Annotated in this window: 16 protein-coding genes and 2 pseudogenes; 9 read left to right on the top strand and 9 right to left on the bottom strand. The window is 70.2% G+C overall.

Translation table 11 applies throughout. The features are described 5' to 3' along the window. Position 1 precedes the first annotated feature (1 nt). Complete coding sequence (locus tag ACE1OC_RS06235) at positions 2-1,885, bottom strand: hypothetical protein (RefSeq protein ID WP_407836115.1); 1,884 nt, start codon at positions 1,883-1,885, stop codon at positions 2-4. A 216-nt stretch (positions 1,886-2,101) separates the two neighbouring features. Further along, on the bottom strand, positions 2,102-3,733 hold the full coding sequence (locus ACE1OC_RS06240) for a phosphodiester glycosidase family protein (RefSeq protein WP_407836116.1): 1,632 nt from the start codon (positions 3,731-3,733) through the stop codon (positions 2,102-2,104). Between the two features lie 944 nt (positions 3,734-4,677). Between ACE1OC_RS06240 and ACE1OC_RS06245 the strand changes: the two are divergent. Beyond that, positions 4,678-5,255 (top strand): annotated as a pseudogene (locus tag ACE1OC_RS06245) (IS5 family transposase); the annotation flags it as partial. A gap of 333 nt (positions 5,256-5,588) precedes the next feature. Here ACE1OC_RS06245 and ACE1OC_RS06250 read toward each other — a convergent pair. Beyond that, complete coding sequence (locus tag ACE1OC_RS06250) at positions 5,589-6,971, bottom strand: FAD-binding oxidoreductase (RefSeq protein WP_407836117.1); 1,383 nt, start codon at positions 6,969-6,971, stop codon at positions 5,589-5,591. A gap of 150 nt (positions 6,972-7,121) precedes the next feature. After that, positions 7,122-8,861, bottom strand: coding sequence for a LuxR C-terminal-related transcriptional regulator (locus tag ACE1OC_RS06255; RefSeq protein ID WP_407836118.1), 1,740 nt, complete (start codon positions 8,859-8,861; stop codon positions 7,122-7,124). A gap of 245 nt (positions 8,862-9,106) precedes the next feature. On the opposite strand from ACE1OC_RS06255, the pseudogene ACE1OC_RS06260 reads away from it, so the two are divergent. Beyond that, positions 9,107-9,704, top strand: a pseudogene (locus ACE1OC_RS06260) (IS5 family transposase); the annotation flags it as partial. A gap of 9 nt (positions 9,705-9,713) precedes the next feature. Here ACE1OC_RS06260 and ACE1OC_RS06265 read toward each other — a convergent pair. Then, positions 9,714-10,043 (bottom strand): putative quinol monooxygenase, encoded by a 330-nt coding sequence (locus ACE1OC_RS06265; protein ID WP_267038229.1) that lies wholly within the window; start codon positions 10,041-10,043, stop codon positions 9,714-9,716. Between the two features lie 496 nt (positions 10,044-10,539). On the opposite strand from ACE1OC_RS06265, the gene ACE1OC_RS06270 reads away from it, so the two are divergent. Beyond that, entirely contained in the window at positions 10,540-11,964 is a 1,425-nt protein-coding gene (locus tag ACE1OC_RS06270) for a tyrosine-type recombinase/integrase (protein ID WP_407836119.1), read from the top strand. Between the two features lie 183 nt (positions 11,965-12,147). Here the strand turns inward: ACE1OC_RS06270 and ACE1OC_RS06275 are convergent, their stop codons facing one another. From ACE1OC_RS06275 to ACE1OC_RS06290, 4 genes are all read right to left on the bottom strand, one after another. Then, complete coding sequence (locus ACE1OC_RS06275; protein ID WP_407836120.1) at positions 12,148-14,364, bottom strand: hypothetical protein; 2,217 nt, start codon at positions 14,362-14,364, stop codon at positions 12,148-12,150. 760 nt (positions 14,365-15,124) lie between these two features. Then, entirely contained in the window at positions 15,125-16,015 is an 891-nt protein-coding gene (locus ACE1OC_RS06280) for a glycosyltransferase family 2 protein (RefSeq protein ID WP_407836121.1), read from the bottom strand. Beyond that, the gene (locus ACE1OC_RS06285; protein ID WP_407836122.1) at positions 16,012-17,373 is read right to left on the bottom strand and encodes a tetratricopeptide repeat protein; all 1,362 of its coding nucleotides are present in this window, start codon (positions 17,371-17,373) and stop codon (positions 16,012-16,014) included. Before ACE1OC_RS06285 ends, ACE1OC_RS06280 begins: the two co-directional genes overlap by 4 nt. A gap of 260 nt (positions 17,374-17,633) precedes the next feature. Next, the gene (locus ACE1OC_RS06290) at positions 17,634-19,013 is read right to left on the bottom strand and encodes a hypothetical protein (RefSeq protein WP_407836123.1); all 1,380 of its coding nucleotides are present in this window, start codon (positions 19,011-19,013) and stop codon (positions 17,634-17,636) included. A 163-nt stretch (positions 19,014-19,176) separates the two neighbouring features. Between ACE1OC_RS06290 and ACE1OC_RS06295 the strand changes: the two genes are divergently transcribed. The 6 genes from ACE1OC_RS06295 to ACE1OC_RS06320 all read left to right on the top strand — a co-directional run bounded on the left by ACE1OC_RS06295 (position 19,177) and on the right by ACE1OC_RS06320 (position 24,495). Further along, positions 19,177-19,581 carry a DUF6415 family natural product biosynthesis protein gene (locus ACE1OC_RS06295; protein ID WP_407836124.1) on the top strand — a complete coding sequence of 135 codons (405 nt, stop codon included), beginning with the start codon at positions 19,177-19,179 and terminating at the stop codon, positions 19,579-19,581. A 127-nt stretch (positions 19,582-19,708) separates the two neighbouring features. After that, positions 19,709-20,878, top strand: coding sequence for a hypothetical protein (locus ACE1OC_RS06300; protein ID WP_407836125.1), 1,170 nt, complete (start codon positions 19,709-19,711; stop codon positions 20,876-20,878). Next, a complete protein-coding gene (locus tag ACE1OC_RS06305) occupies positions 20,875-21,783 on the top strand; it encodes a lactate/malate family dehydrogenase (RefSeq protein ID WP_407836126.1) in 909 nt (302 codons plus the stop codon). The genes ACE1OC_RS06300 and ACE1OC_RS06305 overlap by 4 nt, the downstream gene beginning before the upstream one ends. Further along, on the top strand, positions 21,780-22,886 hold the full coding sequence (locus ACE1OC_RS06310; protein ID WP_407836127.1) for a hypothetical protein: 1,107 nt from the start codon (positions 21,780-21,782) through the stop codon (positions 22,884-22,886). The genes ACE1OC_RS06305 and ACE1OC_RS06310 overlap by 4 nt, the downstream gene beginning before the upstream one ends. A 182-nt stretch (positions 22,887-23,068) precedes the next feature. Continuing rightward, the gene (gene fxlM / locus ACE1OC_RS06315) at positions 23,069-24,313 is read left to right on the top strand and encodes a methyltransferase, FxLD system (protein ID WP_407836128.1); all 1,245 of its coding nucleotides are present in this window, start codon (positions 23,069-23,071) and stop codon (positions 24,311-24,313) included. Positions 24,314-24,315: 2 nt separating this feature from the next. Further along, a complete protein-coding gene (locus ACE1OC_RS06320) occupies positions 24,316-24,495 on the top strand; it encodes an FxLD family lanthipeptide (protein ID WP_407836129.1) in 180 nt (59 codons plus the stop codon). Positions 24,496-24,514: the final 19 nt, after the last annotated feature.

The raw sequence follows: 24,514 nt of genomic DNA on the forward strand, positions 1-24,514 counted from the left end.
CTCAGAAGAGGTTGGTGACGCTGGTCGCCCAACCGCTCGCGCCGACCAGCTGGGGCTGCTTGAGACCGGCGGGACCACCCGGATAGAAGAGCAGGCAGCCGGTGGGGCACGTGGTGGTGGCCGCCTTGCCCGCGCTGTCGACGTAGTTCACCACGCGCTTGGCGTCGGCCGGAGTGGTGGCCCACAGGTCGCCCTGCTCGTCACCCGCCTTGGGCTGGAACTGCTTGTACGGGATGACCTGGCCCTCATCGGTCATCGTCTTGCTGACGACGGCACCCTGGGCATTTCCGCGACTGACGACCACCGGCCGGTCGGCGGTCCGCCAGCCCCCGGTGGCGTAGGTGGTGCGGGGAGCCAGGCCGAACTTGCCGTCCGCGCCGATCTTGCCTGCGTAGAAGTACAGGTTCCCGTCGATCTTGTTGCGGGCGAGGATGTCCTTGACGCCGTCGCCGTTCTGGTCCCCGATGCCGAGGATCGTGTAGTTCTTCCAGGTGGTGCCGCCGGTGTAGCCGGGGTTCTGGAAGTCGAAGGGCTGGTTCTGGTTCGGGCTTGCATCGCCCGGTTTGGTCCGGCCGGAGTAGATGCGCAGACGGGCGCCGGAGCAGGCATCGTCCACGCATTCGACGACGACCAGGTCATTGCCCTTCTTGAACCCGACATCGGTGCGCTGATCCAAGTCGCCGGGGGCGATGATCTGCTGGATTCGGCCCCAGCCCATGGATCCGAGGCCGACAGGCGGGAGCAGCTCGCGGCGGTTGGCGTACGAGGGGTCGCCCTGCCCGTTGCCGGGATAGATGTAGAGCTTGTTGTCGCTCAAGCGGGCAATGACGTCTTCGAATCCGTCGGGTGCGTCCGTGGAGCCCCTGAAGCCCATGAAGTCCCCTCCGTGCGCGATCAGCGCGTCCTTCCAGCCGGAGTCTCCGACCACGCGCATCTGCACACGGCCGGCGCCGTTGCTCGCGTACAAGCGCAGGCCGCCGTCCGCTTCGGGGCCGAGCAGGTCGACGAAGCCGTCGCCGTTGAGGTCGCCGACGAGGTCCGTGACCGACCGGTTCAGCGGAGTCTGCCCGGCCGGGTAGACGAAGGACGCCGAGAAGGTGTTCAGCGTTGTCTGCGTGGTGGGCGAGCTGTTGCCGGCCTTGTCATAGACGACGGTGGACAAGTTGTGCCCGAACCGGTCCGTCAGGTTGACCTCGATGACGGCTTCCGTGACGCCCTGGGCGAGAGGAATCCAGTTGTTTCCGCCACACGGCGTGCTGGATACGGAGAGGGAGCGGTCCAGGGACCAGCAGAACCCGGCGAGATCGGTGGCCGGGTTCTTCAGCTTGAGGCGCATCTTGGTGCGCGCCTGCTGGATGGTGAGGGCGCTGCCGTCCTCCTTGGTGACGGTGACGGAGTCCATCGGCGCGTCCGCGTCCACGCTGAAGGCGCATTCGCCGGTGAAGGCGCTGTAGGCACCCTCTTCGTCCTTTGCGCGGACCTTCCACTTGTAGCTGCCGGTGGGAAGGTTCTGGGCGAGGACCATTCCGGTCGCCGTGCCACCGCTGGACACGGAGGTGACGTAGGTGACCGGTACGGCCGCGCCCGCGGCAGTGGTGACGACGAACTGCGGGGTGACGGTGCCGCCGTCGTCGTCGCGCAGGACTGCAGTCAGGGCCAGGCCACTGTTGCCGACGACACCGTTACAAGGGACCGGCCTGTTGCCTTCGGCCGAAGGCTCCCAGTTCCCTGCGAAGGCTCCGGCGCTGATGACCTCGGGCTTGGTCTGGGTCGCTGCGGCCGCGCCCGGTGCGGAGAGCAGGTCTGCCGCCGTGAGCGGGAGGATGAGCGTGAGAAGGGCTATGAGCGCGCGGGGCGCTCCTGCACCGGCTCTTCGGCGAGTCATGGGATCTCTGCGTCTTTCTGAGAACGTCAAGCACGTGGATCACCGAAGAGTAGGGCACACAATTCGCATTGGCACAGCAAAATCTGAACGGGTATCACTACGACAACGGCAAGCCCGAGCCCAAATGATCCAGTTCATGATGATCTGGTCCGGGGCGGTTGGGTTCGGGCCTGCACGTTCCCTTCATTCCCCCGCGGCGTTTGCGACACCAAACAATCAGCGCGCGGCAGCGCCGGCGTGCAGCAGCAGGACATTCCCCAGGTAGCGCGTGCCCGTGGCGTCCGACGGGCGGTTGATGATGCCCGAGCCCGCGGTGACCATCACGCTCGATCCGCCGCCGTCCAGGTTCAGCGCCTCCTGGGCGCCCAGGGACTTCATCAGCTTCGCGGCTCCGGCCACGCCCAGGCCCGCGCTCCACCCGGCCCTGCGCCCGTCCACGACGACCATCAGCAGCCTGCCCTGGGCGTCGACCCCGAGCATGGTGCGCGGGTTGCCGCGGACCACCCAGTTGTAGGTGAAGGTCTGGTCGTCTCCCTGGCGGATGATGCCGTCGGCCACGGCGTTCACCGCGATCCGGCCGTCCCGGATCAGGGTCGGGCCGACCTGGACGATCGTGGTGTCCGAGGTGAGCGGGACGGCGTATCCGGAGCCGTCCAGCACGCGCTGGATGATGCGCAGCCTGGCGCCGGTGCGCGCGTGCGCGAGCAGCCAGTCGGCGCTCTCGCCGATCGCCTGGAGGGTGGAACCGCCCGCGGGCGGCTTGGCCCCGCGCGTGCGGTGCACCGCCGTCACCCGGTCGTTGCGGTCCAGGACCACCTCGGCGCCCGCTCCGGTCGGCGGGGCGCTCCACTCGGGGGTGAAGCGCACGATCTCGCTCTCGTCGGTGCACTTGAGGTCGTGCTGCGGGTGCTGGGTGGGCAGGTCGCCGCCGACGCCCCCGCAGTTCCAGATCTCGCCGGGTATCCGGTTGATGCCGTCGACCTCCCTGATGGAGCCGCCCGCGCCGACGGTGATCCGCGTGGTGTACGTGTCGACGTCCAACTGCCGCCCGCCGTCCGTGATCCTGACCCCGCTGCGGCCCTGGGTGGCGGCGCTCAGCAGCCGGCCGTCCTTCACGTACAGGCCGAGCGAGCCCTTGTCCGCGAACCACTGGGCGTTGATGCCCGCCAGCGCCCCGGCGGCGGTCGCCAGGTCGGGCAGCTTCTCGTGGACGTCGATGGTCGGCCCGAAGTCGCTGGCCAGGCGGCCGGTGAACTGCTTGAAGTCCACCCGCAGGACGAACACCCGCTGGAGGGCGTCGGCGTCCGTGCCGTCCTGCGCCGTGTACCGGGTGTCCCCGGCGAACCCGGCCGCCCGGACCTGGGCGAGCGCGGCCGTCGCCGCGCTCTGGTCGGCGTACCGCCCGATCCTCACGATCCAGCCCAGCGTGCCGGCCGGGCGGTCGGCGAAGGCGGGGATGAGGACCCTTTCCACGCGGGGGTCGAAGCCCTTGGCCCGCAGGGCCCCGGCCACCTGATCGGCCCGCTCCTTGGCGCCGAGGGCCGCGGTGGCCCGGTCGTACGGGCCGTCGGCGGCCAGGGGCTGGTTCACGTGGACGGTCCAGACGTCGTCGGCGCCGGCCCGGCCGAGGACGAAGGAGGTCCGGGTGACCCCGGGAGCGAGCACGACGGACTGCGCCGACGCGACGGGCGGGATCGTGAGGGGTGAGAAGTCGGCGGCCTCCGGCGCGCGCGGTGACGCGGCCGGCCGTTCCGGTGCTCCGGTTGCCGGTGCCGCACCGACCGCGGTGACCGCACAGAGGACGAGGACGGCGGCGGACGACGCTGCGACCCGCGGTGTCAGACGCATACGGCTCTCCCTGGAGGTGAGATGGTGCGTCTTCTCAGTCCAGGGGCGGCACGTGGCGCACGGCGCAACACCGCTTGCTGCTCACGTGAATTCCGCGGAACCGCGGGGAAGGCGGGCATCGCAGGTCCGGGGCATTGCGCCCGAGGTACACGAAAACGACCGAGGGGCCGTTTCGGATTTCTCCGAAACGGCCCCTCGGTCTACGACTCTTTCGAGTCGGGACGACAGGATTTGAACCTGCGACCCCTTGACCCCCAGATCGATGGGTCGGAGGAAAAATCATGACATACAGCATAATCTGAGGGCGCACAGCGTGCACACCCGCACATGCTGTGCGCCCATCGACGTGGGCGCTGGTCCCCAACTGGTCCCCAAGGGGCACCACACGACCCTCGGGCCCGCCAGACCCCGATTGAGGGCGAGACCCGGCTGGACGACGTGGGAATCGATGCCCACATCATGCCCTCTTGACTCACGGAGCTGATGTCGCGTCACTCCGTCCCCCCACTGCGAGGCAGGCGGCCACACCGGAGAGCACCGCGAGCAGCCCGAAGAGCTGGGGGTAGCCGCCGAGAGGGCCGACCAAGGCGGCGCCTACCCAGGGGGCGAGGGTGGCGGCGATGTCGGCGGGGCGCCGAGGAGTCCAGAGAGGCGACCGTAGCGGGTTATGCCCCACCGGTCGGTGACGGCGCTTGCCTGTAGAAGGGTGAGAGGTCGTTTTCGCCTGAGCTGCCTCAGTATCAGCCGATTCTCAGGGTGCGGCATTGCGGTGCGGGTGAGGTTGTGGACGCGGTCGATCCCTGAGGGGCATGTGGGGTTGCGGATGGGGCAGAAGGTGACGTATTCCTGCCTCATCCCAGGATGCCCGGCTTTCGGGATCGCGTGCTTCCACCGTCGTTGCCGTACGCCTGGGCGCACTCGGTCCTCGGCGGTACGCCGGAACCATGCCGAAGCGACGCCCTTACCCGAGCGATCTGTCCGATGCCCGCTGGGAGTTGATCGAGCCGGTCCTTGCCGCCTGGCGCTTCGACCGCCGCGGCAGGGCCCTGGACTTCGGCCGGCCACCCGAGCACGACCTGGGCGACATCGTGGACGCAATCTTGTACGTCGACCGCACCGGAGTCCAGTGGCGCTACCTCCCGCACGACTTCCCGCACTGGAACACGGTCTACGGATACTTCGCCAAATGGGCAGACGAGGGCGTGTTCGCCCAGCTCAACGGCCTGCTCCGCCAACTCCTGCGGGAGAAGGAGGGACGGAGCGGCGAGCCGTCGGCCTGCGTGATCGACGCCCAGAGCGTCAAGACCTCCACCAGCGTCCACGCCTCCAGCCAGGGCATCGACGCGGGCAAGAAGATCGTCGGCAGAAAGCGGAGCATTGTCACTTGCTCGCGGTTCTGGTTACCGCGGCGAGCGTGCAGGACTCTATCGCTGGCACCCGGCTCCTGGACCAGGTCGCCGCCGACCACCCTGGTGTGCGTTCCGGGGGCGTGGGGCGTGTTCGTTGCCGTCACGCCGCGACTGGCCGTCGGGGTAGATGGGTGAGGATCGGAGCTCGGTCCTTGCCGGTGGTGTTGTCCGGCTGTTGCTTTGGCGGGGCTCGAGCTAAACGATCCCGTGATGTCCGGGGCGACTCTTCCCGGATCGAGGGCAGCTCGAATGCCGCGGACATCACCATGCCCAGCTCCGTCCGCACCGGGTAAACCTGATGCCGGATCAATCACTCATACGAGTTAGGAAAGCCAAAAGAGACACCACGTATGAGTTCACGCACCGTCCTGGATGACAAGCTTGGCGGCCTGGCGCAACGCCGCCACCCGCCCGCGTCCCCACCCGCCCGCGGTCCTGCGGACCCCTCACGGCACGATGTTGTGGTTGAGCCGGAACAGGTTGCCCGGGTCGTAACGGCGCTTGAGCTCGCGCAACCGGCCGGAATTCTCACGGTAGTTTGCGTATACCTTGGCCTGGTCGTCGCCGTCCATGAAGTTCACGTAGCCGCCGCCGTCGGCTGAATACGGCTCCAGCGCCGCGTAGTAGCCGCGGACCCAGTCCTTCTGGGCCTCCATGTCCGCCCGGTTGGTCATGGTGAGGCTGAGCGCGGTCGAGAACCGGGCGTCCCGGTAGGAGAACGCCGTGTCTGTACGGCCGACCCGCCCGCACGCGCCGTCGATGGGGAAGACGATGGTGACGCTCTGGATGGATGGGGTTGCGGCCCCGAACTCGACGTGGGCGTCGATCAGGCCGTCCGGCAGGTCCTCGCTGAACGTTCCCTTCCAGTAGTGGAACAGGCCCGGCGGCACCAACTCGTCGAAGAGCGTGTTGATCAGGGGGTACGGGATCCGGCCCACGTGCTGCCCCAGCACCGGGCCGAGCTCCGCGAGCATGGCCCGCACCCGGTCGTCCTGGTCCTCGGGGCCGGTCCAGCACAGGATCACCCCGCACACCGGCCGCCCGTGCCAGCGCTCGGGCAGGAACGGGACGGGCGGGCCGAGCCCCACCACGAGGACCGCGCCGAGCTCCTCCGCCGAGTCGGCGATCAGCTGTCGGTAGCGGCGGATCACGTCGCCGTCGAGGGGGTAGAAGGTCGGCCCGCCGAGGATGTCCCCTGCGGGGTGCAGCCGGTACTCGAAGGAGGTGACCACGCCGAAGTTGCCGCCGCCGCCGCGCAGCGCCCACAACAGGTCCGGGTCGCGGTCCTCGGTGCAGGCATGGAAGCTGCCGTCGGCGGTGACGACGTCGGCCGAGAGCAGGTTGTCGCAGGCCAGGCCACAGCGCCGGGCCAGGTAGCCCATGCCGCCGCCGGTGGTGAGGCCGCCGATGCCGGTGGTGGAAACCATCCCGCCGGTGGTGGCCAGCCCGAAGGCGTGGGTGGCGTGGTTGACGTCGGCCCAGGTGCAGCCGCCCTGGGCGCGGGCGGTACGGGTGTACGGGTCGACCCAGATCCCGCGCATCCGCCCGAGGTCCAGGACGACGCCGTCGTCGCAGGTGCCGGGGCCCGCGACCCCGTGGCCGCCGCCGCGCACGGCGAGGGTCAGGCCCTCCTCGCGGGCGTAGCCGACCGTTTCGGTCGCGTCTCCAGCGTCGGCGGCGCTGACGACGACCGCCGGGTGCTTGTCGTGCACGGCGTTGTAGACCTTGCGGGCCTCGTCGTAGCCGGGGTCCCCGGGTGCCGCGACGTCCCCGTGGACGGTCTCGCGCAGTCGCTCCACCGGTGGGGCACCGGTGCCAGTGGTGGTCATGGCCGCCACCTGCCTTAGGTCGTTCCGGGAGTCCTGCTTCCGTTGTAGGCGCGGCGCCGGTGGCCGCGCATCGCCGGAACTGCCCATTCCGGCAGGTGGGGCATGGGTGGAACGGCCCATGTTCCGCTGGCCGGGGTCCGCGGCGGGCGCTCAGACCAGGCCGTGCGTGTACGCGTACGCGGTGGCGGCGGCCCGGGAGGAGACGTTCAGCTTGGCGTAGATGTTGTTCAGGTGGCGGGCCACCGTGTGCTCGCTGATCACCAGCTCGGCGGCGATGGACCGGTTGGTCCCGCCACGCGCGACCAGGCGCAACACCTCCATCTCCCGCAAGGTCAGCTCCCCGGACTCCCGTTCCGCCATCGCGTCGAGGAGGGCGGCCGCCCGCCGTGCGTCCGGTACGGCGCCCAGCCCTACGAAGGCCGCCCGTGCGGCCCGCAGCTCCATCCGGGCACCGTCCAGGTCGCCCGCCGCCCGGTCGGCAGCGGCCAGGGTCATCCTGACCTGGCCGGCCTCGTACGGGACCGCCAGCTCCAGCCAGAGCGCCAGCGCCCGCCGCAGCAGGGCCAGCGCTGTCGGGAGGTCGCCTTCGGCGAAGGCCACCGTGCCTTCCGCGGCCGCGGCGCTCGCGTGCAGGGGAGTGGTGGCGGACCCGCGCCGCCGCTGCCAGGAGTCGGCAAGGCGGGCCAGCTCCTGCGCCGCCGTGCGGGCCTCGTCGAGCCGGCTGAGGGCGAGGGCCGTCTCGGTGCGGGCGGCGAGCAGCCGGCACCGTTCGAGCGGGCGGCCGTCCTCGGCGTCCTCGGCCGCCGCTCCTGCACCGGTGGTGCCGGCGGCACCGGTCGCGCTAGCTGCGGCCGTGGGCAGCCACAGGGCGGAGGCCGCGGCTTCCGCCCTGCCCTGGGCCAACCGGAGCAGGGCCAGGCCGGGCTGCGGGTCGCGGCCGAGTGCGTGCGCCCGGCCGTAGGCCGCCTCCGCCTCGGTGTACGCGCCGCGCCGCCGGTGGATCTCGCCGGTCAGGTAGCAGGTCTCGGCGGCGATCCGGGGCTCGTTCGGCAGCAGCTCCGTGCAGGTCAGCTCGGCCTCGTTGAGCGCCTGCGGCCATGCGCCGCGCAGCTCCAGCACCTCCACCCGGTGGACCCGGCACAGGCCGCGGAAGTTGTTCTCACGGGGCATGGAGGCGCACCAGGCAATGGCCGCGTCGGTCCACTCGGCCGCCCGCGCGAAGTCGGCGCAGGCCATGCACTGCTGGAGGCCCAGGCAGTAGATCCAGCCGGTGTAGAAGGAGCTGAGCTCGCCGGCCGCGGCGGCGCACATGGCCTCGTCGAGCAGCGCGAGGCCGTCGGCGACCCGGCCCTGGGCGAGCAGGACGGCGGCCTGCGCGTGGATGCTCATGGCGTACAGGTCGGTGCTGCCGCACCGGCGGGCGACGGCGGCCATCCGCCGGGCGGAGGCCGTCGCCTCCTCGAAGGCGCCGCGCTCCTGGGCCTCCTGCGCCTCGACCCAGGCCAGGAAGCACTGCTCGGCGCATTCGGGTGCGCTGCCGAGCTGTTCGCGTGCCCGGCGCAGCCAGCCTGCGGCCGACCCGTTCCGTCCGGCGAGCCGGTGCTCGTAGTAGAGCATCCAGGCGCAGTATCCAGCTCGCCTGGCTGCGCCCGCGGCCGTGTAGCCGGCGTACGCGCCGGCCCGCGCCGTGATCGACTGCTCGACCCGGCCGGTCCACCAGGCGGCGTCGGCGAGCGCGGCGAGGTCGTCGGGGGTCAGCAGCCCGGGGGCCAAGCCGTCGAGCAGCGCATACGCCTCGCCCCACGCTTCCCGGGCGATCGCGTCCTGTGCCTGCCGGGCGGTGTGCGCGGCCGCTTTCGGCGGCGCCGTCGCCCGTGGCTGACTGCCCACGCTCACCAGCATAGGGCGGCCCAGGGAGCCGCATCGCGGACAGGATCGGTCCTGGATCCGGGGCCGGCTGGCTCGCGGGACTGCGCCAGTTCTTCTCCCACGCTCACCGCACCGGCGTGGTCCTCCACAACGCCGCCGCGCTCCTCGACGCCCCACAACCACGCGGCTTTCGGGGCGCCACCCTCACCCTGGCCGAGCAACGTGTCCTCTACCGGCGCTGGAGCAGCGGCACGGACGTCCACCCACTGCCGGTCAGCAACGGGCGTTGTGGCCGCTGGCGGGATCACCGGCAGGTGATCGATGGGATTCTGCACCGGGTGCGGACTGGGTGCAGTGGCGTGACCTGCCCGAACGGTTCGGTCCGTGGAAGACGGTCTATGAACGCCACCGGCCGTGGTCGGCTGACGGCACGTGGGAGCGTCTGCTCCAGCAGGTCCAGGCCGCAGCCGACGCGGCCGGTGAGATCGACTGGGGCATCTCGGTGGACTCCACCATCGTGTGGGCTCACCAGCACGCGGCGGGTGCTCGCATCGATCCGCCGCCGGCTCCCGTGTCAAAGGGGGCCGAGATGATGGAACACCAGGTCGAAACGGAGTGGCAGATCCTACAAGGCCGGCTGGTGGAGGTGGTGAGGGAGGTGAGGGCCTGGGCCGTTCGCGGGGCGGGTTCACCAGCAAGATCCACCTGAGTGCTGACGGTCGCTGCCGCCCGCTGTCCCTGGTCGTCACCGCAGGTCAGTGGGCGGACTGCACCCAGTTCATGGCCGTGCTGGAGAAGATCCGTGTGCCGAGGATCGGGCTGGGCAGGCCGCGCAAGAAGCCCGCCAGCGTGGCTGCCGACAAGGCGGCTCGGCTACCGGGTCAGTCCGGCTTTCGCAAGGACTTCATCGAGAGTCAGCGTCGAGGCCAGGTCATGGATCCAGGCCTCAGGTGGTGCTGCGAAGACGTCGCCCAAAGCGGCCATGAGGGCCTCGAATTCATTCCGGAAGTGCCTGTATACGGCGTCGAGGTTGGCCCACTGCTCGATGATCACGAAGGTATTCGGCGCCTCGAGATCTTCGGCGACCTGGTAGCCCTCGCAGCCTTCCTCAGCACGGGTCCGAGCCGCGTTGCCGCGAATCACCTCGAGCCAGTGCTCACGCTGCTCCGGCTTGATCGATGCTCTGACAACTTGGAGAACCATGCACTGCTCCTTATCTCGCCCGGCGCCGCGTCTTCCGGGATCGCTCAGTTTTGGTGCCCTGCCCAGTAGACCGCCCTGGGCAACCGACCACCTCCCGTTGTACGCCGCTCGTGTCAGGCGTTGTGGCAGTCGGCCACCCTCGACTATGGCCCGGCCCCCCCAACCAACCTCACAGGGCAATACGCGAATACGGCGTGCTGCTGACCACGCCGGCGCTGCTCGTATCGCGCCCCCAAGATCCGGACCATTCGCGGGCCAGGAGGCGGGAACTTGGCCCAGCGTCCGCCATTTTGGCTGGTCAGCCGTGGTGCGGCGTCTGTACCGCCAGCAGACGAAGAATCTCCTGGGCGTCTGCGGAGCTAGGTCAAGGCGCTGCCCTTGGCGCGCGAACAAGGGAAACGCACTGGTCACGGCCGGTGTGAGGAGCGTGGTGGTCGCATGTGGTCGCACGAGACTGGAGGTGCCGGCCCTTCCTCCGCCCCTGGAGGCGATCCTCATGCGTACCACCGGCGACCGCGGCCGCATCTACCGGAGGTGTGGCTGCCGCGACACATTGCGTCACCAGCTCGGAGCACACTGCCCGCACCTGCTCGCTGACGGTGACCACGGGACGTGGACCTTCGCCATCGACGTCCCGGCACCGCGCCACCACCGGACGACCGTCCGCCGTGGCGGATTCGGCAGCCACGACGCGGCCGAAGGGGCGCTGCGGAGGTTCCTGGAGGGCGAGGCCGGTGGGTTCAACGCGGACCCGAACCAGAGCGTCGCCGACTACCTGACCGCCTGGCTGGACGCGAAGGCGCTCGTGCTCAAGCCGACCACCATGGCGCGATACCGGGACTACGTCCACAACGACCTCGTCCCCGCCTTCGGCACCCTCAAGCTGGACGAGCTCGGACACCGGCACATCGCCGCCTTCGTCACCGGCGAGCTCGCTGCCGACCGCGGCAAGACCACCCTCTACCGGTGCCTGGCCACCCTCTCCAGCGCCCTCGGTGACGCGGTCCGCCAGCATCGCCTCGCCCACAACCCAGCCAGTCCCCCGGCTCTTCACCGCCCGCCGTCGCCCGAGCGGCGGATCTGGACCGCTGACGAGGCCGTCCGCTTCCTCCAGCACTGCCACCGGGCAGACCCGGAGATGGCCGACCTGTTCGAGTTCCTCATCGGCACCGGCATGCGCAAAGGAGAGGCCCTCGGTCTGCACTGGGACGACGTCCACCTGGCCGAGCGTGTCCTCTATGTACGGTGCACGCTCTCGGCGATCGACAACAATCACCTCGTCATCACCACGCCCAAGACACATACCAGTCGGAACTGGGTCGCTGTCTCACCCCGCGTCGCGACCGCACTCGAGCACCAGGCCCGATCAAGGGCCCGCCGCCACAGTGACCCCGGCGATCCGTTCACCGGACTCGTCTTCTGCAGACCCGACGGCCGGCCGCTGCGACCCCACACCGTCCTCGACCGTCTCCGGCAACTCTCCCAAGAGGCCGGTGTACCGCAGGTGACCGTTCACGACCTGCGGCACCTGGCCGCCACCATCACCATCACCGCCGGAGTCCCGCTCACGGTGGTCTCCAAGACGCTGCGGCACTCCACCCTCTCGACCACCGCGAACATCTACAGCCACCTCACCCAACAGGCCGCCCGCGAAGCCGTCGACACCATCGACCACACCCTCACCCGGGCCCAGAAACGAAACGACCGACGGGCCTGGCTGGAACGGCTGCGACCACCACGCGACCACGTCCAGCACCTCCGCGAAGCCCTCAACCGGCTCCGCTCCCCCGCCCCACCCGTGTTCAGCACCACGGCGGACCAGCCCCGAACCGGGCGTGCGACCACACTGCGACCACCAGGACTCAGGGCATGGAAAAGGCCGTCCTCTCAAATACGAGAGAACGGCCTCCGACCTGCATGAAGCAAAGTCGGGACGACAGGATTTGAACCTGCGACCCCTTGACCCCCAGGGCGCACAGCGTGCACATCCGTACATGCTGTGCGCCCATCGACGTGGGCGTTGGTCCCCAACTGGTCCCCAAGGTGCTCCAGATGGTCATGGGGGCCGCCAACCGCCACAGATGGCCACCAGGGAGAAGACGGCTCAGGAAGCGGTCTGGCCCCGCTTCCGTTCGGCTCGGCGTCGCAGGTCGCGGATAACCTCATGCCAGCGCCAGGAACCGTCCCAGTCGCAGCCCTCGTGTCCGCCCGGCTCCCAGTCCGCAAGCTCGTCCAGCTGCTTGATCAGGACATCCGGATCGACAGGCACACGGTGTGCACGCTCATCGTCGAGCTGCCCTGCGATGTCGTGCAGCCGGTGAGCAGCGCGGTAGTAGGACAGCTGGGTGTCGGTCAGCCGGCGTACGGCATAGCCACCGCACTTGCTGCACCAGTCCCAGTCGTCACGGGCTAGCAGGTCCGCCACGGTCAGGAGGTCATCGCTCGCCGCGAGGCCTCGATCCCGTGTATGCCGGCACAAGGGTGAGTGCCCCTTGCCCTCGAACTTGGGATCCGAGTTCGTGGCGTAGATCTGCGCCTGGCCCAGGACACCCAGCGGAAGTCCGCTGCCGCTGCGCCAGCGGTCGGTGCCGGGTCGCCGGAACGGCGAGAGGTCCAAGGAAGCAGGCGCGAGCAGGCCCTCCCACACTGCGAGGGGCAACATGCCGGAGCGGCCGGCGTCGAGGCTCCGCAAGTCGGAAACGCCACGTGCCATGGCGAGCAGGCGCAGACTATGTTCCTTGTCACGGTCCCGGTACGTCCGCCGGACCACGTCCTGAGCCCCGGCTGCGAGGCCAAGGTCAGCACCAAAGTGGCCATCCTGCCGTGCATGGCTCTGGCCCGAGGATGGGGCATCGTCAGCCTCTGACGCGGGGACGACGTCCTTGATCCACGGACTGATCACGCTCTCGGGGAGGTCCGACGCGCCGGCGACGATGACACCGAGCCAGCCTTCGGCAAGTCGACTCTCAATGACTTCGAGGGGCAGAACCTCCGCGCCCCCGCTCGTCGAGAAGACGATGTAGAGCTGATCGCCTGCGTACGAGAAGTTGCGCAGCGCCCGGAGGTGCGCGGGTGTGACGGGCAGGCGGTCGAAGACAGGCGTGTCATCGAAGACCCCGGGCCGGACGGAGTCCGGCTGCCCTTGGGGGCCTGCCTCAGTGGCCACGGCATCGGAACCGCCCGGATCGCACAAAAGGTCGCCCGAGGGTTCCATGAGTCTGGCGGCGACAAGAGCGGGGACTCGCAGCGTCAGCGTGCGCCGACCCCAGTCCGCGGTCACGGTCCACGTCACCAGCACGCCGAGAGTCCACCGATCCAGGCCGTCCAGGACGTCCGGAAGGCCTCCGCGCGAAGGCTCCTCCGTTCCCTCCGGCAAGCGCGCCGTGACCCACACCATCGGTGTCGAATCCGTCGCCGCAGCGGCGGCGAGGGCTTCGTCCTCCCAGGACTGAATCAGGCGGGCGGCGCCTTCCAGAGCTTCCGCGTGCCCCTTCTTGTTCGGCCGGATGCCGTGTACGAGGTCGTAGCGGTTGATCGACCGCGATGCCGGTCCTTCCCAGCCCCGCTCAGCTGAGTACTGCCACCTGCGCCACAACGCGCTAAGGCCTGTGGAGATCTGGCTGCTTTTGCCGAGCACCGCGAAGGCAGGATCGTCGGTCGGCAGCGGGGGCGTCTCCAGTCTCGCTGCCGCAGCGGCCACGACGAGACCAGCCGGGTCCACGAAGAGGGTCGCCTGCGCCCGCAGGGTCTCGAGGTAGCGCTCCTTCGCCGACACCTTCGGCTCCGCCCAGCCGGTCAGCCATGGGAAGTGAGCGATGGCGACCTGCGTTCGGTGAAGGCTCTGGGCTGCATGCCGCCAGCGGGACAAGACCTGTTCCTGCAGCTCTCGGGCCTCCCTGCGTGCTTCCCACGGCCCGTCGTCCTCCTCCTCATCTTCGCCCTCGTCCGCGGCGCCCCGTTCCGACTGCAGAAGCTCGGCCGCAGCCTGCACCTCGCCCTGGGTCCAGTGCACGTCCTCGTCCGGCTCCGCATAGGCCTGCAGCTGATGGAGCAGTCCCGATCCGCCGAGCGCCCTCACGAAGATGCCCAGCCCCGATGTCGGCCGTGACGTCGGGCCCCAGTCCGCACAGCCCGAACAGAACCTGTCCACCACGTCCGCGTTCAACGGGACCTCGATCGTGGCCACATGGGGCGTCCGGAGCTGACCACACTCTCTGCGCACATGCAGTCTGGCGTTCTTGCCCTTCGCGGAGTGGACGGTGATCTTGGTGCCTTCGAACGGCCCGAGTGGTACGTCGGCTGTCAGCATGCGATCGCGCACGAACTCCCCCTTCTCCTGCCTTGCGAGCTTAGGGCCGAGCAGTGACACGCACAGCCGGACGCTGAATGAATGCTCCTGATGGCACCGACTGCGTCCGCATGTTGCTCGCGGCCAAACACCCGGCCGACTCCAGCAGGACCATCCGACCTGCCAGATCGAGATGTCCGGCCAGAGCGTCCCTGTCGGGCCGGTCCAGCACACCCTGCCCATCGATGCACAGAGGGCGGCCGGAACGTCGCGTTGGAAGCCGATGCCCAGCCAGTAGGCAGCCCAGCGGCCGCGGGGCATACCGGCTGACCAGCCGTCCGCCACGGCGTTCAGATCTCCTTGCTCCCTTCCCCAGATGCGTGTACTCGACACTGGTCCCCAGATCTGGTCCCCAGATCCGGGGCCGCCGGACATCGTCCTGGCTTCACCCGCACACAGGCGCCGCAGCCAAGCTCTCGCGGGAAGCAGGCACGGCTCCGTTTTCTCGTCATGGGCCGGGATCATGGTTGCCGGCCCGTTGCCAGGCGTGGAAAGCAGCGATCGCTGTCATCAGGGTCGGGTAAATCCGGACCGCCACGACCGCCGCCGTGAGGCCGTAGGCGTCGAGGGATTCGCAAAGCTCCTGCTTGACACGGGCGAGGGCGAACACGACGCGGGCCGCCCCAACGACACCAACGCCCTTGGCGGCAGATGACCTTCGCGGTGAGGTGACGGGGTGCACGCGGCCAGCGCCATGCTCCCCGTCACCTCACAGATCAGAAACCGGGGAAGGTCAGATCACCGGCGGTCGGCCGAGTCGGGTCATGCGCCACACGGTCCGCCACCGCATCGGACGCCGTGGTGGGCACGGCACCCGCACCCCCTCGAAGAACCCGGCCCACCACGACCTCAGCCCGGCCAGTGGGGGCCGTTGGGCCAGCGTGTACGCCGCCCAGGTGGCGAGGTAGACCGGGACGAGGATGGCAGGCAGGTGCCGCTTCGCGAGCCAGACCCGGTTGCGGCCGGTGTTGCGGTAGTAGACCGCATGCCGGGAGGCCGGGGTCCGGGGGTGGGTCAGGACCAGGTCGGCCCGGTAGTCGATCTCCCACCCAGCATCCAGGGCCCGCCAGGCAAAGTCGGTCTCCTCATGTGCGTAGAAGAACTTGTCAGGGAAGTCGCCGACCTGGTCGATGACGTCCATGCGGATGGCGTGGGCGCCGCCCAGGAACGTCGTGACCGGCCCGGAGATGAGCGGGTCAGCGCCCCCGAGACGGGGGACGTGTCTGCGCTGGGAGACGCCGTTCTCGTCGGCGATGCGAAAGCCCACGATCCCAAGCTTCGGATTCGCCGTGAACGCTTCCCGGACGAGGTGGAGGGTGTCGGTTCGAGGGAGGAGGCCGTCGTCGTCGAGGACGAGGACGATGTCGGCGCCGCCGTGTTCACGCAGCCACCGCACCCCGGCGTTCCGGCCGCCGGGGATTCCCAGGTTCTCCGGCAGTTCGACGGCCGCCACCGGGTCCGGCAAAGCGGGGAGCTTCACTCCCTGCCCGAGCACGATGACCTTGGCGGGCTCGCCTTCCTGGGCCTCCACCGACTCCAGGAGAGCACCGAGTTCAGCCTCCCGGTCCCCCATGGTGATGATCACGACGCCGACCGTCGGCGGACCGGTCCGGGCGCGGTTCATGCCGGGCCTCGCAGAAGGTCGACGGCGCGTTCATGCAAGGCCCCGGCTCCGGGGATACGGCGCTTGCGGTAGCTGGCGGCCGTTTCCTGGATCGCCCTGATCTCCTTCACGGTCCGGTCCGAGACCAGGCCATCCATGAAGTCCAGCGACCGACCCCACACGGCCACGGCCTCCTCGTGCCGCTGCTGCGCGGCGACCGACCGCCCGATGTTCACCATGGTCAGGCCGTGAACCCGCTGATAGGTCCCCGGCGTCCGTCCCTTGAGCGCCGCCCGGTAGTGCTTCTCAGCAGCCTGATGGTCGCGCATTTCGGTCAGGGTCTTGCCGGTGTGGGAGGCGACGGTGGCCGCGACCGGACCCGACGCCGCGGCGTAGCCAGGCACCGGGTCGCCTGCGGTGAGCATCGCGTCTTCGGCCGACAGCAGGGCCGCCGCCGCCTTCCCGCTCTGTCCACCGGCCCCGTACGCCCTGGCGCAGGTGACCAGCAGTAGGGCCTCGGTCTGCCGGTCGACCTTGCCCGTCGCCCGCCGCAACGCTTCCTCCGCCAGGCCGATGCACGCCTGCGGGTGACCGAGGTCGAGTGCCTGGTGGGTCAGAGCCCGCATCATCCACGCGGCGTGCCCGTACGGGTCTGACTCGCAGGCCAACTGGAAGCCGAGGAGGTAGTAGCGCTGAGCGGCGCCCTCGCGGCCCAAGTCGTGGTGCTTCCAGCCCACCAGGCACGCCAGAGTCGCCGCCGCCCCGAACGCGCTGCGCCGTACCGGCTCCGAGGGGAAGCGGCTCTCCAGCATGGGGACCACGGTGTCGGTGAGGTAGGCGGTCACCATGGTCAGGCCGTGGCCGCCGCCCAGGCGTTCATCCATGCTTCGGAACGTCTCCGTGAGCTCCCGCACGGTGGCGACTTCCTCGGTGCCGACGACGCCGCCGCGTTCGGCTGCCCGCAGGGTCGCGGCAACTGCCCGGTGGTCGTAGCCGAGCGGCAGGGCGACGGCGGCCGTCGCGAACGCGGCGTTGAGGAAGTTCCTGCGACGGAGCATCACAAATCTCCCGAGGTCTGTGGCGTTGGCCAGTGGATCGGCCCCCAGGGCCTCGCCGGTGCCTGCGCAGCCTAGACCGATCTCTGTGGGCGTGACCTTCCGCTTCATCCTTCTGGTGAGGGCTTCGGCGATGTACGAGCGTGTCTGACCGCTTGGTGTACCGCCCATGACCCAGGAGTGAACGGCCGAGCGGGAGGTATGCAGCGTCACTCCGGACTCGGCGGCCACCGCACGGACGTCCCTGGCCAGGACCTCGTAGGTACATCCGGCCTCGGCGATGACGTCCGCCAGCGCAGTGTTCGGGCTACGGCTCTCCGCCAACTCGCACTCCCCGCAGCGATCTTGAACAGATTGAACAAGGTGCTCCGCCGCACACGGTACCCCCGCCCAATCACCGTGAGTTGAATAGCCGTAACGCCAAACGTGATCGGCCCGGAACCTGTCCGGACCCGGCCCCACGCCGACGCTTCGCCCTGCACGGACTACCGCGAACAGGAGCCAGGGAGATGTCTCGTACGACAGCACCGCTCCACCCCAGGACCGGCGTCACCTCCGCCGGCCCGCGTGCTCCCGGTCACCCCCTAAGCGGTGGCGAGGAACGACACGGCCCGCTCGTCCAGCTCGGCCGCGCAGCGAAGCCCCCGGGCCCGGAAGGGTGCGAGGTCGGCCCTCATGGTCTTGACGGCCTTGCGGGTCCGCACGGAGCGGACGCCTTCCATGTGGTCCATGGCCTGCCCGAACGTGGCGCACGCCTGCTCGATCCGGCCGCGCTTGAGGTGGAGCTCCGCCCCCGCGACCAGATCCAGGGCCACGATCCGGGCGTAGGTTCCGGCGGGCCTTGTGGCGGCGGCATGCAGGTACTCGGCGGCAGCAGCCCGGTGGTCCCCGAGGGTTTCGAAGACCTTCGCCGTCCGGGAGAACACCGACGGCGCCACAGGCCCCCACGCCAGGCCCCAGAACGGCACCTCGTCGCCCCGCTGGCTGCCCTGTTCCAGCAGGGCGCGGGCCCGGCCGACTTCGGCGAGGGCAGCGGCCGACAGTCCCGTCTTGGCCAGGGTGTGTGCGTGGACGACGCGGAAGAGGGCTTCGGTCTGGGAGTCCACGCGGCCCTTGGCCCGGGTGAGGCCGGTCTCGGCGAGGCCTTGGCAGTGCTCGGGACGGTGCAGCTTGAGCCCCTGCATGGCCATGGTCCGCATCACGAACCCGTCATGGCCGGGCAGTCCGGACTCTACGGCGAGCCCGTAGGACTGGAGGTAGTAGCGCTGGGCGAGGCCCTGCTGTCCGGCGTCGTAGGACTTCCAGCCCAGCAAATGGACGCCCCGGCTCGCGGCGGACAGCATCTGGGCGCGGATCTCGTCCGTGCGGAACCGGCCCCGGCACAGCGGCGCGACGTCGTCGCGGAGGTAGGTCACCAGGGCGGAGCGGCCGTGCTGGCCGCCATGGCGTTCGTCCATGTCGGAGAACATGCCGATCATGTCGCGCACGGCGTTGACCTCGGCCATCCCGATGACCTGACCGGTGCGGGCGGCTGCGGACCTCTCCGCGATGTCGCGTACGTACGCCAGGGGCAGGGCTGCGGCGGCCACCGAGTAGGCGGAGGCCGACAGGAAGCGTCTGCGGTCCAACTCGGCCCTCCACATCGGGATCAGGGAGTCGATCGGGTCGCCCCCCAGCGTAAGACCGATGCTGTCATGGCCGTCCGGGTCGCCGTCGGCGAGGCCCAACTCCACGGGGGTCAGGAGGAGGCCCAGGCGGCGGGAGAGCGCGACGGCCAGATAGCGGGCCGTGTCGGGCTGTGGTCGGGCGCCCTGCACCCAGTGGTCCACGGCCGACTTGTTCGTCCGCAGGGCCGTCCCGCACTCGGCCGCGACGGACCGGACCGCTTTCGCGACGGCCTCGTACGTTAAGCCGGACTCCGCGATCACATCGCGGAGACGGTCGTTCGGTGTGCGTGTGGCCATGAAGCACCTGCCCGTATACCCGATATACCGCTTGCCCTCGCCGACACGGTACCCCTGCCCGGTCACCGTGAGTTGAATAGTCGTCATGCCCGAGGAACCGGCCGCCCGGCGGCCTTCTCGGTGCTGCTCTCATCCGGATCAGCCGTGAACAGGAGCTATCGAGATGTCCCGCACGAGCGCACCGATCCTCCCTGCCCGGCCCAGGGCCGGCATCGCACCGCCGGCCCAGGTACCGCCGGTCACCTCTTCCGTGGACGTCGCCTGCGACATCGACACCGCACTCGCGCTCGCCGACCACGCCCCCCACGGCACGGCCGCCGCGCAGATCCGTGAGCGGCTGCGGCAGCACATCACCAACCTGGCCGGGCCCGCGCAGGAGTTCGCCGACTGGATGCCGGACGGCCGGGGCCGCGACATAGCCCTCGCCACGGTCCACCACGCCCGCAACGTGGCCGCCACGCGGGGCGGGGACCCGGTCGCCTCGCTGAGGCTGCTGGCCAAGCTCGCCCAGCACCTGGCCCGGTACGCGGCCGACAACCACTCGCCCGCCAGACGGCGGGCCGCCTGACCGGCTCCGGCCGTGGCCTGGCCTTGGCGGCCACGGCCGGAGCCCTCCACCCGCGGCAGGTACTCCATAGCACCTTCGCCGGCGCACGTGCTCCACACCACCTTCGACCGTCATCGAGGAGCCCACCGTGAACACCACCGTCAGCCCGGACACCGTCTTCGCCTACGCGGACGAGCGGATCGCCCAGGCCGCCGCCGCCCTGTGGCCGGACGGCCCGGTGGTGGTGGGGCCGCACATCCCGTCGGTGACCGGGTACGTCCGCCGGGTGGAGGCCGCCGGACGCCCGCTGTTCGCGAAGGTGTCCCTGCTGGGGGTGTCGCTGGCGTCGGTGCTCCGCGGCACGCACGGGGACTGGGCGGAGGTGAGGGCCAAACAGGCCGCGTACTTATCGTCGCCCGGCGCTCTTTTGGAGCGGGAGGCCGCCCAGTACGGGGCACTGGCCGGAGCCGGACTCGGGACGGCGACGGTGGCCGGACTGGCCGGCGGGGTCCTGTTCACCGAGCCCGTGAGCGGTGTGACTCTCGGCGAGGTCCTGGCGAAGGACCCACACCGCACGTTCGATCTTTTGGCGGGTGTGACCGAGGAGTTGGGCGCACTCCAGAAGCACGCGGTGGCCGCACTGGTTGAGGGCGCCGCGATCCGGGAGCGGTCCGTCCACGGCACGTTCGCCCGCAAGTTCAACGGGATCTCCGGGGAAACCTACGTGTCCCTGACCGGGCCGTCGGCGCCGGTGCTGGGGGCCGTCGTGCCACGGCTGCGGAAGATGCGGCTGTCCGGCACGTACGGCACGTACGGCACGTACGGCAGCAGGATCGTCTATGGCGACTTGAAGCCCGAGCACGTCGTCTTCCCGGACGGGCCGGAGCGGCGGCCGGCGTTCATCGACCCGGGCCTGGCCTTGGGCCATCCGGCATCCGACGTCGCCAAGCTGGTCTCGCGCATGGTCCTCGGGCTCATCGTCCAGCCCCCGGCCGGGCCCGGCGCCACCGCCGTCCTGCGAGGGATCGGCGAGTTCACCGACCTGGCCACCTACCGGCTGACCCCGGCGGAGCGGGCGGCGTGGCTGAGGCAGCTGGTCGTCCTGTGGCTCATGGACACCGTCAACATCTTCACCACCTACCTGACCGCTCCCACCGGCCTGCCCCTGCCGGAGTCTGCCCGCACGCTGATCGCCCAAGCCCCCGCCGTGTGCACGCTCCTCGACCGGGTCTCCGCCCTCCTTGCGGCCGTGTCGATGGACGGCCGCACCGTATGGCGCCTGGCCCTGGACCACGCGGCAACGGCGGCCGGACGATGAGCGCGCGCACCGGCCCCGTCGGGGTCATCGGAGCCGGAGCCGTCGGCCAGACCGTCGCAGCCCTCCTCGTGGCCGCCGGATGGTGCGAGGAAGTCCTGATCGCCTCCGGCAGCGACCGCTCGGCCGCCGCTCTGGTCACCGACCTCCAGGAAATGGCCCAGATCGTCGGTTCGCGCGTCCGGGCCCAGACCGCCCACCCCGCCGACATGCGCGACTGCGCGGCCGTGGTCGTCGCCCCCCGGGCGAAGTTCACCAACACCGCGACTGCCGACGTCCGGATGGCAGGTCTGGAGGCCAACGCCCCGCTGATCGCCGCCCTGGCCCGGTCCCTGACCGGGTACGAGGGGACAGCCGTGGTCGTCACCAACCCCGTCGACCCTTTGACGTGGCTGTTCGCCCGCGCCTCCGGCGCGGCTCGCGTGTACGGGGTCGGCTCCGCCACCGACACCGCCCGCTACCGCCTCGCTCTGGCCGCCGAACTCGCCGTCCCCGTGGAGAGCGTGGCCGGGCACGTGATCGGCGAGCACGGCGACGCCGCCGTGCTGTGCACCTCCACCACCCGGATCGACGGCCACCACGTTCGTGTCCCTGTCCGGGCCGTACGGGCCGAGCTGAGCGCCCGCCCGCGCCGCATCAACGCCGGGATCGGCCGGGGCCGCTGCGGTCCGGCCGGCGCTGTGCTCCATGCCCTCACCCACTCCCTGGGCCTGGTGGACGGGCCGGTCGAGCTGTCCATCGACCACCAGGGAGCCCAGCTCGGCCTGCCCGTCCACTTCACCGCCGGGCACCCGGCCGTCCGCCTGCCCCGCCTGGACCCGGCCGAACGGCGTCTCCTCGCAGCCGCCGACCACAAGATCCACCTCGCGTGCAAGACGATCTCCCACCACCTCGAAGGAGCCCGATGACCCTCGCGACCCGCATCAGCGCCGCCGAAAACCACGTCACCGTGACCAGCAGTACGGCGGTGATCACCGACTGGTCCATGCGCTACTTCGGCCCGTGGTGGAACGCCGTGGACGCCGTCGCCCCGCACACCGGTCCGGTCGTGGCCGCCGACGTCGAGGCGATCGAGGTCGCCGCCCTCGCCCAGCAGATCGGCGAGGGCCCGCACCAGGAGTGCCTGTACGCGAACGAGCCCATGCTCTACGCCCGAGGCAAGGACGGTGTCGTAGCTGCCGTCCAGCCGGGCGAGCGCCTGGCCTACCGGTACGAGCCCGGCCTGCTGCGGATCGTCGGCTGCGACGAGGTGCCCGTCGCGCTCGCCGCAGCCCGCCTGGCCCGCGAGGTCCTGCGCTCCCGACTCCTCGCGGACGGCTGGCGCATCCTTCACGCCTCCGCCGCCGTCCGCGACGGCCGTACCGTGCTGGCCCTCGGAGAGAAGGGCGCGGGGAAGTCCACCGTCGGGTTCCTCCTGGCCCGCGCCGGCTGGCAGCTGCTGGCCAACGACCGCGTGTTCGTCCGCCCCGACGAAGACGGCGGGGTCACTGTGCTGCCGTGGCCGTCGGCCGCCGCGATCGGCCTCGGCTTCCTCGACGCGATCGGTCTGTACGACGACGTACGCGCCCGCGTCCTGTCCGGGGAACAGCTCCACCCCACCCAGCACGAGTCCGTGACCCGCGCCCTTCTGGACGGCCGCCGCCTGCCCATCCGCTCCTCCTCCGGCAAGGAGCTCAAGCCGCAGTTCTTCCCCGACCAGCTGACCACCTGGCTCGGGCTGACCCTGGCCACCGAGGGGACCGCCGCCAAGATCGTCTTCCCGCGTATCGACCCCGACGCCAACCCGGCCGTCCTCGGCGAGGGGCGGGCCCTGGGCGAGGGCGACTTCTTCACCGGGGCCACCGAGGACCGCTACCCCGACGTCTTCGGCCTCGCCCCCACCGGCGAAGCCAGCCGGGTCACCCGCGAACTTCTCGCCACCCGCCTCGCCGACCTGCCCCGTCACAACGTCGTCCTCGGCCACGACGTCAAGGCGAACGCCGAATTCCTCGCCGAGCTCGCCACCACCTGAACCCGCGGCAAGGGCTCAACAGCACCTCGCCGGCGCGCGTGCTCCGGTCACCTCCGCCGGGCGCGTCCCCACCAACACCACACCCAGGTACGACCTGTGGTGTGAGCTGAACCCCCGCCGCGGGCTCCCGGAGCGTGACGTGGCGGGACCGCCACGGAGACCGACAAGAAGGAAGAGAGACGTTGACCGACACGACGGATGACAACACGACTGCGCTGCGCCAGGCGATGACCAGCAACATGGTCAAGGCCGGAATGATCACGAGCGAGCGGGTCGAGGCCGCGTTCCTGACGGTCGCCCGTCACCGGTTCGCGCCCGAAGCTACGCCCGAGAACGCATACGAGGTGGAGTCGGCGGTCCCCACCAAGAAGGACCAGCACGGAATCACCGTCAGCTCGGTATCGGCGCCGCGCATTCAGGCCATGATGCTGGAACAGGCCGACCTGAAGCCTGGCCAGAACGTGGCCGAAGTCGGATCGGGCGGCTTCAACGCCGCGCTCATGGCCGAACTCGTCGGCGACAGCGGGGTGGTCACCACCATCGACATCGACGCCGACGTCACCGTGCGAGCCCGCAAGCTCCTGGACGAGAACGGCTACGGGCGGGTCAAGGTCCACACCGTCGATGCCGAGGGCGGCATCCCGGGCACCGGAGCCCTCGACCGGCTGATCGTCACCGCCGGGGCCTGGGACATCCCGCCCGCCTGGACCGCCCAGCTGAGCGACGGCGGGCGCCTCGTCGTCCCGCTGCGGATGCGAGGCCTGAGCCGGTCGGTGGCCTTCGACCGCGACGGCGACCGACTCGTCTCCCAGTCCGCCCAGATGTGCGGCTTCGTCACCATGCAGGGCGCCGGAGCACACCAGGAGCGCCTGCTCCTGCTGCGGGGGAAGGAGATCGCCCTGCGCTTCGACGAGGGCTGGCCCGAGGACCCGGACGCCCTGAACGGGGTGTTCGACACCGAGCGGGCCGAAGGGTGGTCCGGGGTCACCGTGGCCATGAGCGAACCGTTCACCGGCCTGCAGATGTGGCTGGCGACCACCCTGGACGGCTTCTGCCTCATGTCCGTGGACGGGGACCTGGACACCGGTCTCGTCGCCCCGCAGAACAAGTCGGCCTGTCTGTCCCTCCTCTACGGGTCCTCCCTCGCCTACATGACCATCCGACGCGACGGCGACCGGGCCGAGTTCGGGGCGCACGGCTACGGCCCCGACGCCGAAAAGGTGGCCCAGGCCCTGGTGGAGGAGATCCGCGTCTGGGACCGCGACCACCGCCGCAGCGAGCCGGTGATCTACGCCTACCCCGCCACGACCCCCGAGGCCGAGCTGCCCGCCGGTCGGGTCATCACCAAGCGGCACCGCCGCGTCGTCATCTCCTGGCCCCCCGAGGACCAGGCCAACCAGAGCACCACCGACACGAAGGAGAAGTGATCATGACCAAGCAGATCGCCACGGCCACCACCAGCCTGAGCGGCGAATTCAACCTGGACGTACGCGTGGTCGAGGCCGGGGCGCCCGTCGCGAGCCTCCTGCGCAGCACCGACGACGGCTGCGGCTCGACCTGCTCCAACGGCTCCACCGCGTGCGCGTCCTCCGTCAACGACCCCTCCTGACTGGACCGCGTGAAAGGTG

Source organism: Streptomyces stoeckheimensis, assembly GCF_045822005.1.
GTDB classification, from domain to species: Bacteria; Actinomycetota; Actinomycetes; order Streptomycetales; family Streptomycetaceae; genus Streptomyces; species Streptomyces stoeckheimensis.

Excerpts from the sequence above, each read along its gene's own strand:
- ACE1OC_RS06235 (WP_407836115.1), bottom strand. The coding sequence starts at position 1,885 with ATGACTCGCCGAAGAGCCGGTGCAGGAGCGCCCCGCGCGCTCATAGCC.
- ACE1OC_RS06240 (WP_407836116.1), bottom strand. The coding sequence starts at position 3,733 with ATGCGTCTGACACCGCGGGTCGCAGCGTCGTCCGCCGCCGTCCTCGTC.
- ACE1OC_RS06250 (WP_407836117.1), bottom strand. The coding sequence starts at position 6,971 with ATGACCACCACTGGCACCGGTGCCCCACCGGTGGAGCGACTGCGCGAG.
- ACE1OC_RS06265 (WP_267038229.1), bottom strand. The coding sequence starts at position 10,043 with ATGGTTCTCCAAGTTGTCAGAGCATCGATCAAGCCGGAGCAGCGTGAG.
- ACE1OC_RS06270 (WP_407836119.1), top strand. The coding sequence starts at position 10,540 with ATGCGTACCACCGGCGACCGCGGCCGCATCTACCGGAGGTGTGGCTGC.
- ACE1OC_RS06280 (WP_407836121.1), bottom strand. The coding sequence starts at position 16,015 with ATGAACCGCGCCCGGACCGGTCCGCCGACGGTCGGCGTCGTGATCATC.
- ACE1OC_RS06290 (WP_407836123.1), bottom strand. The coding sequence starts at position 19,013 with ATGGCCACACGCACACCGAACGACCGTCTCCGCGATGTGATCGCGGAG.
- ACE1OC_RS06295 (WP_407836124.1), top strand. The coding sequence starts at position 19,177 with ATGTCCCGCACGAGCGCACCGATCCTCCCTGCCCGGCCCAGGGCCGGC.
- ACE1OC_RS06305 (WP_407836126.1), top strand. The coding sequence starts at position 20,875 with ATGAGCGCGCGCACCGGCCCCGTCGGGGTCATCGGAGCCGGAGCCGTC.
- ACE1OC_RS06310 (WP_407836127.1), top strand. The coding sequence starts at position 21,780 with ATGACCCTCGCGACCCGCATCAGCGCCGCCGAAAACCACGTCACCGTG.
- ACE1OC_RS06320 (WP_407836129.1), top strand. The coding sequence starts at position 24,316 with ATGACCAAGCAGATCGCCACGGCCACCACCAGCCTGAGCGGCGAATTC.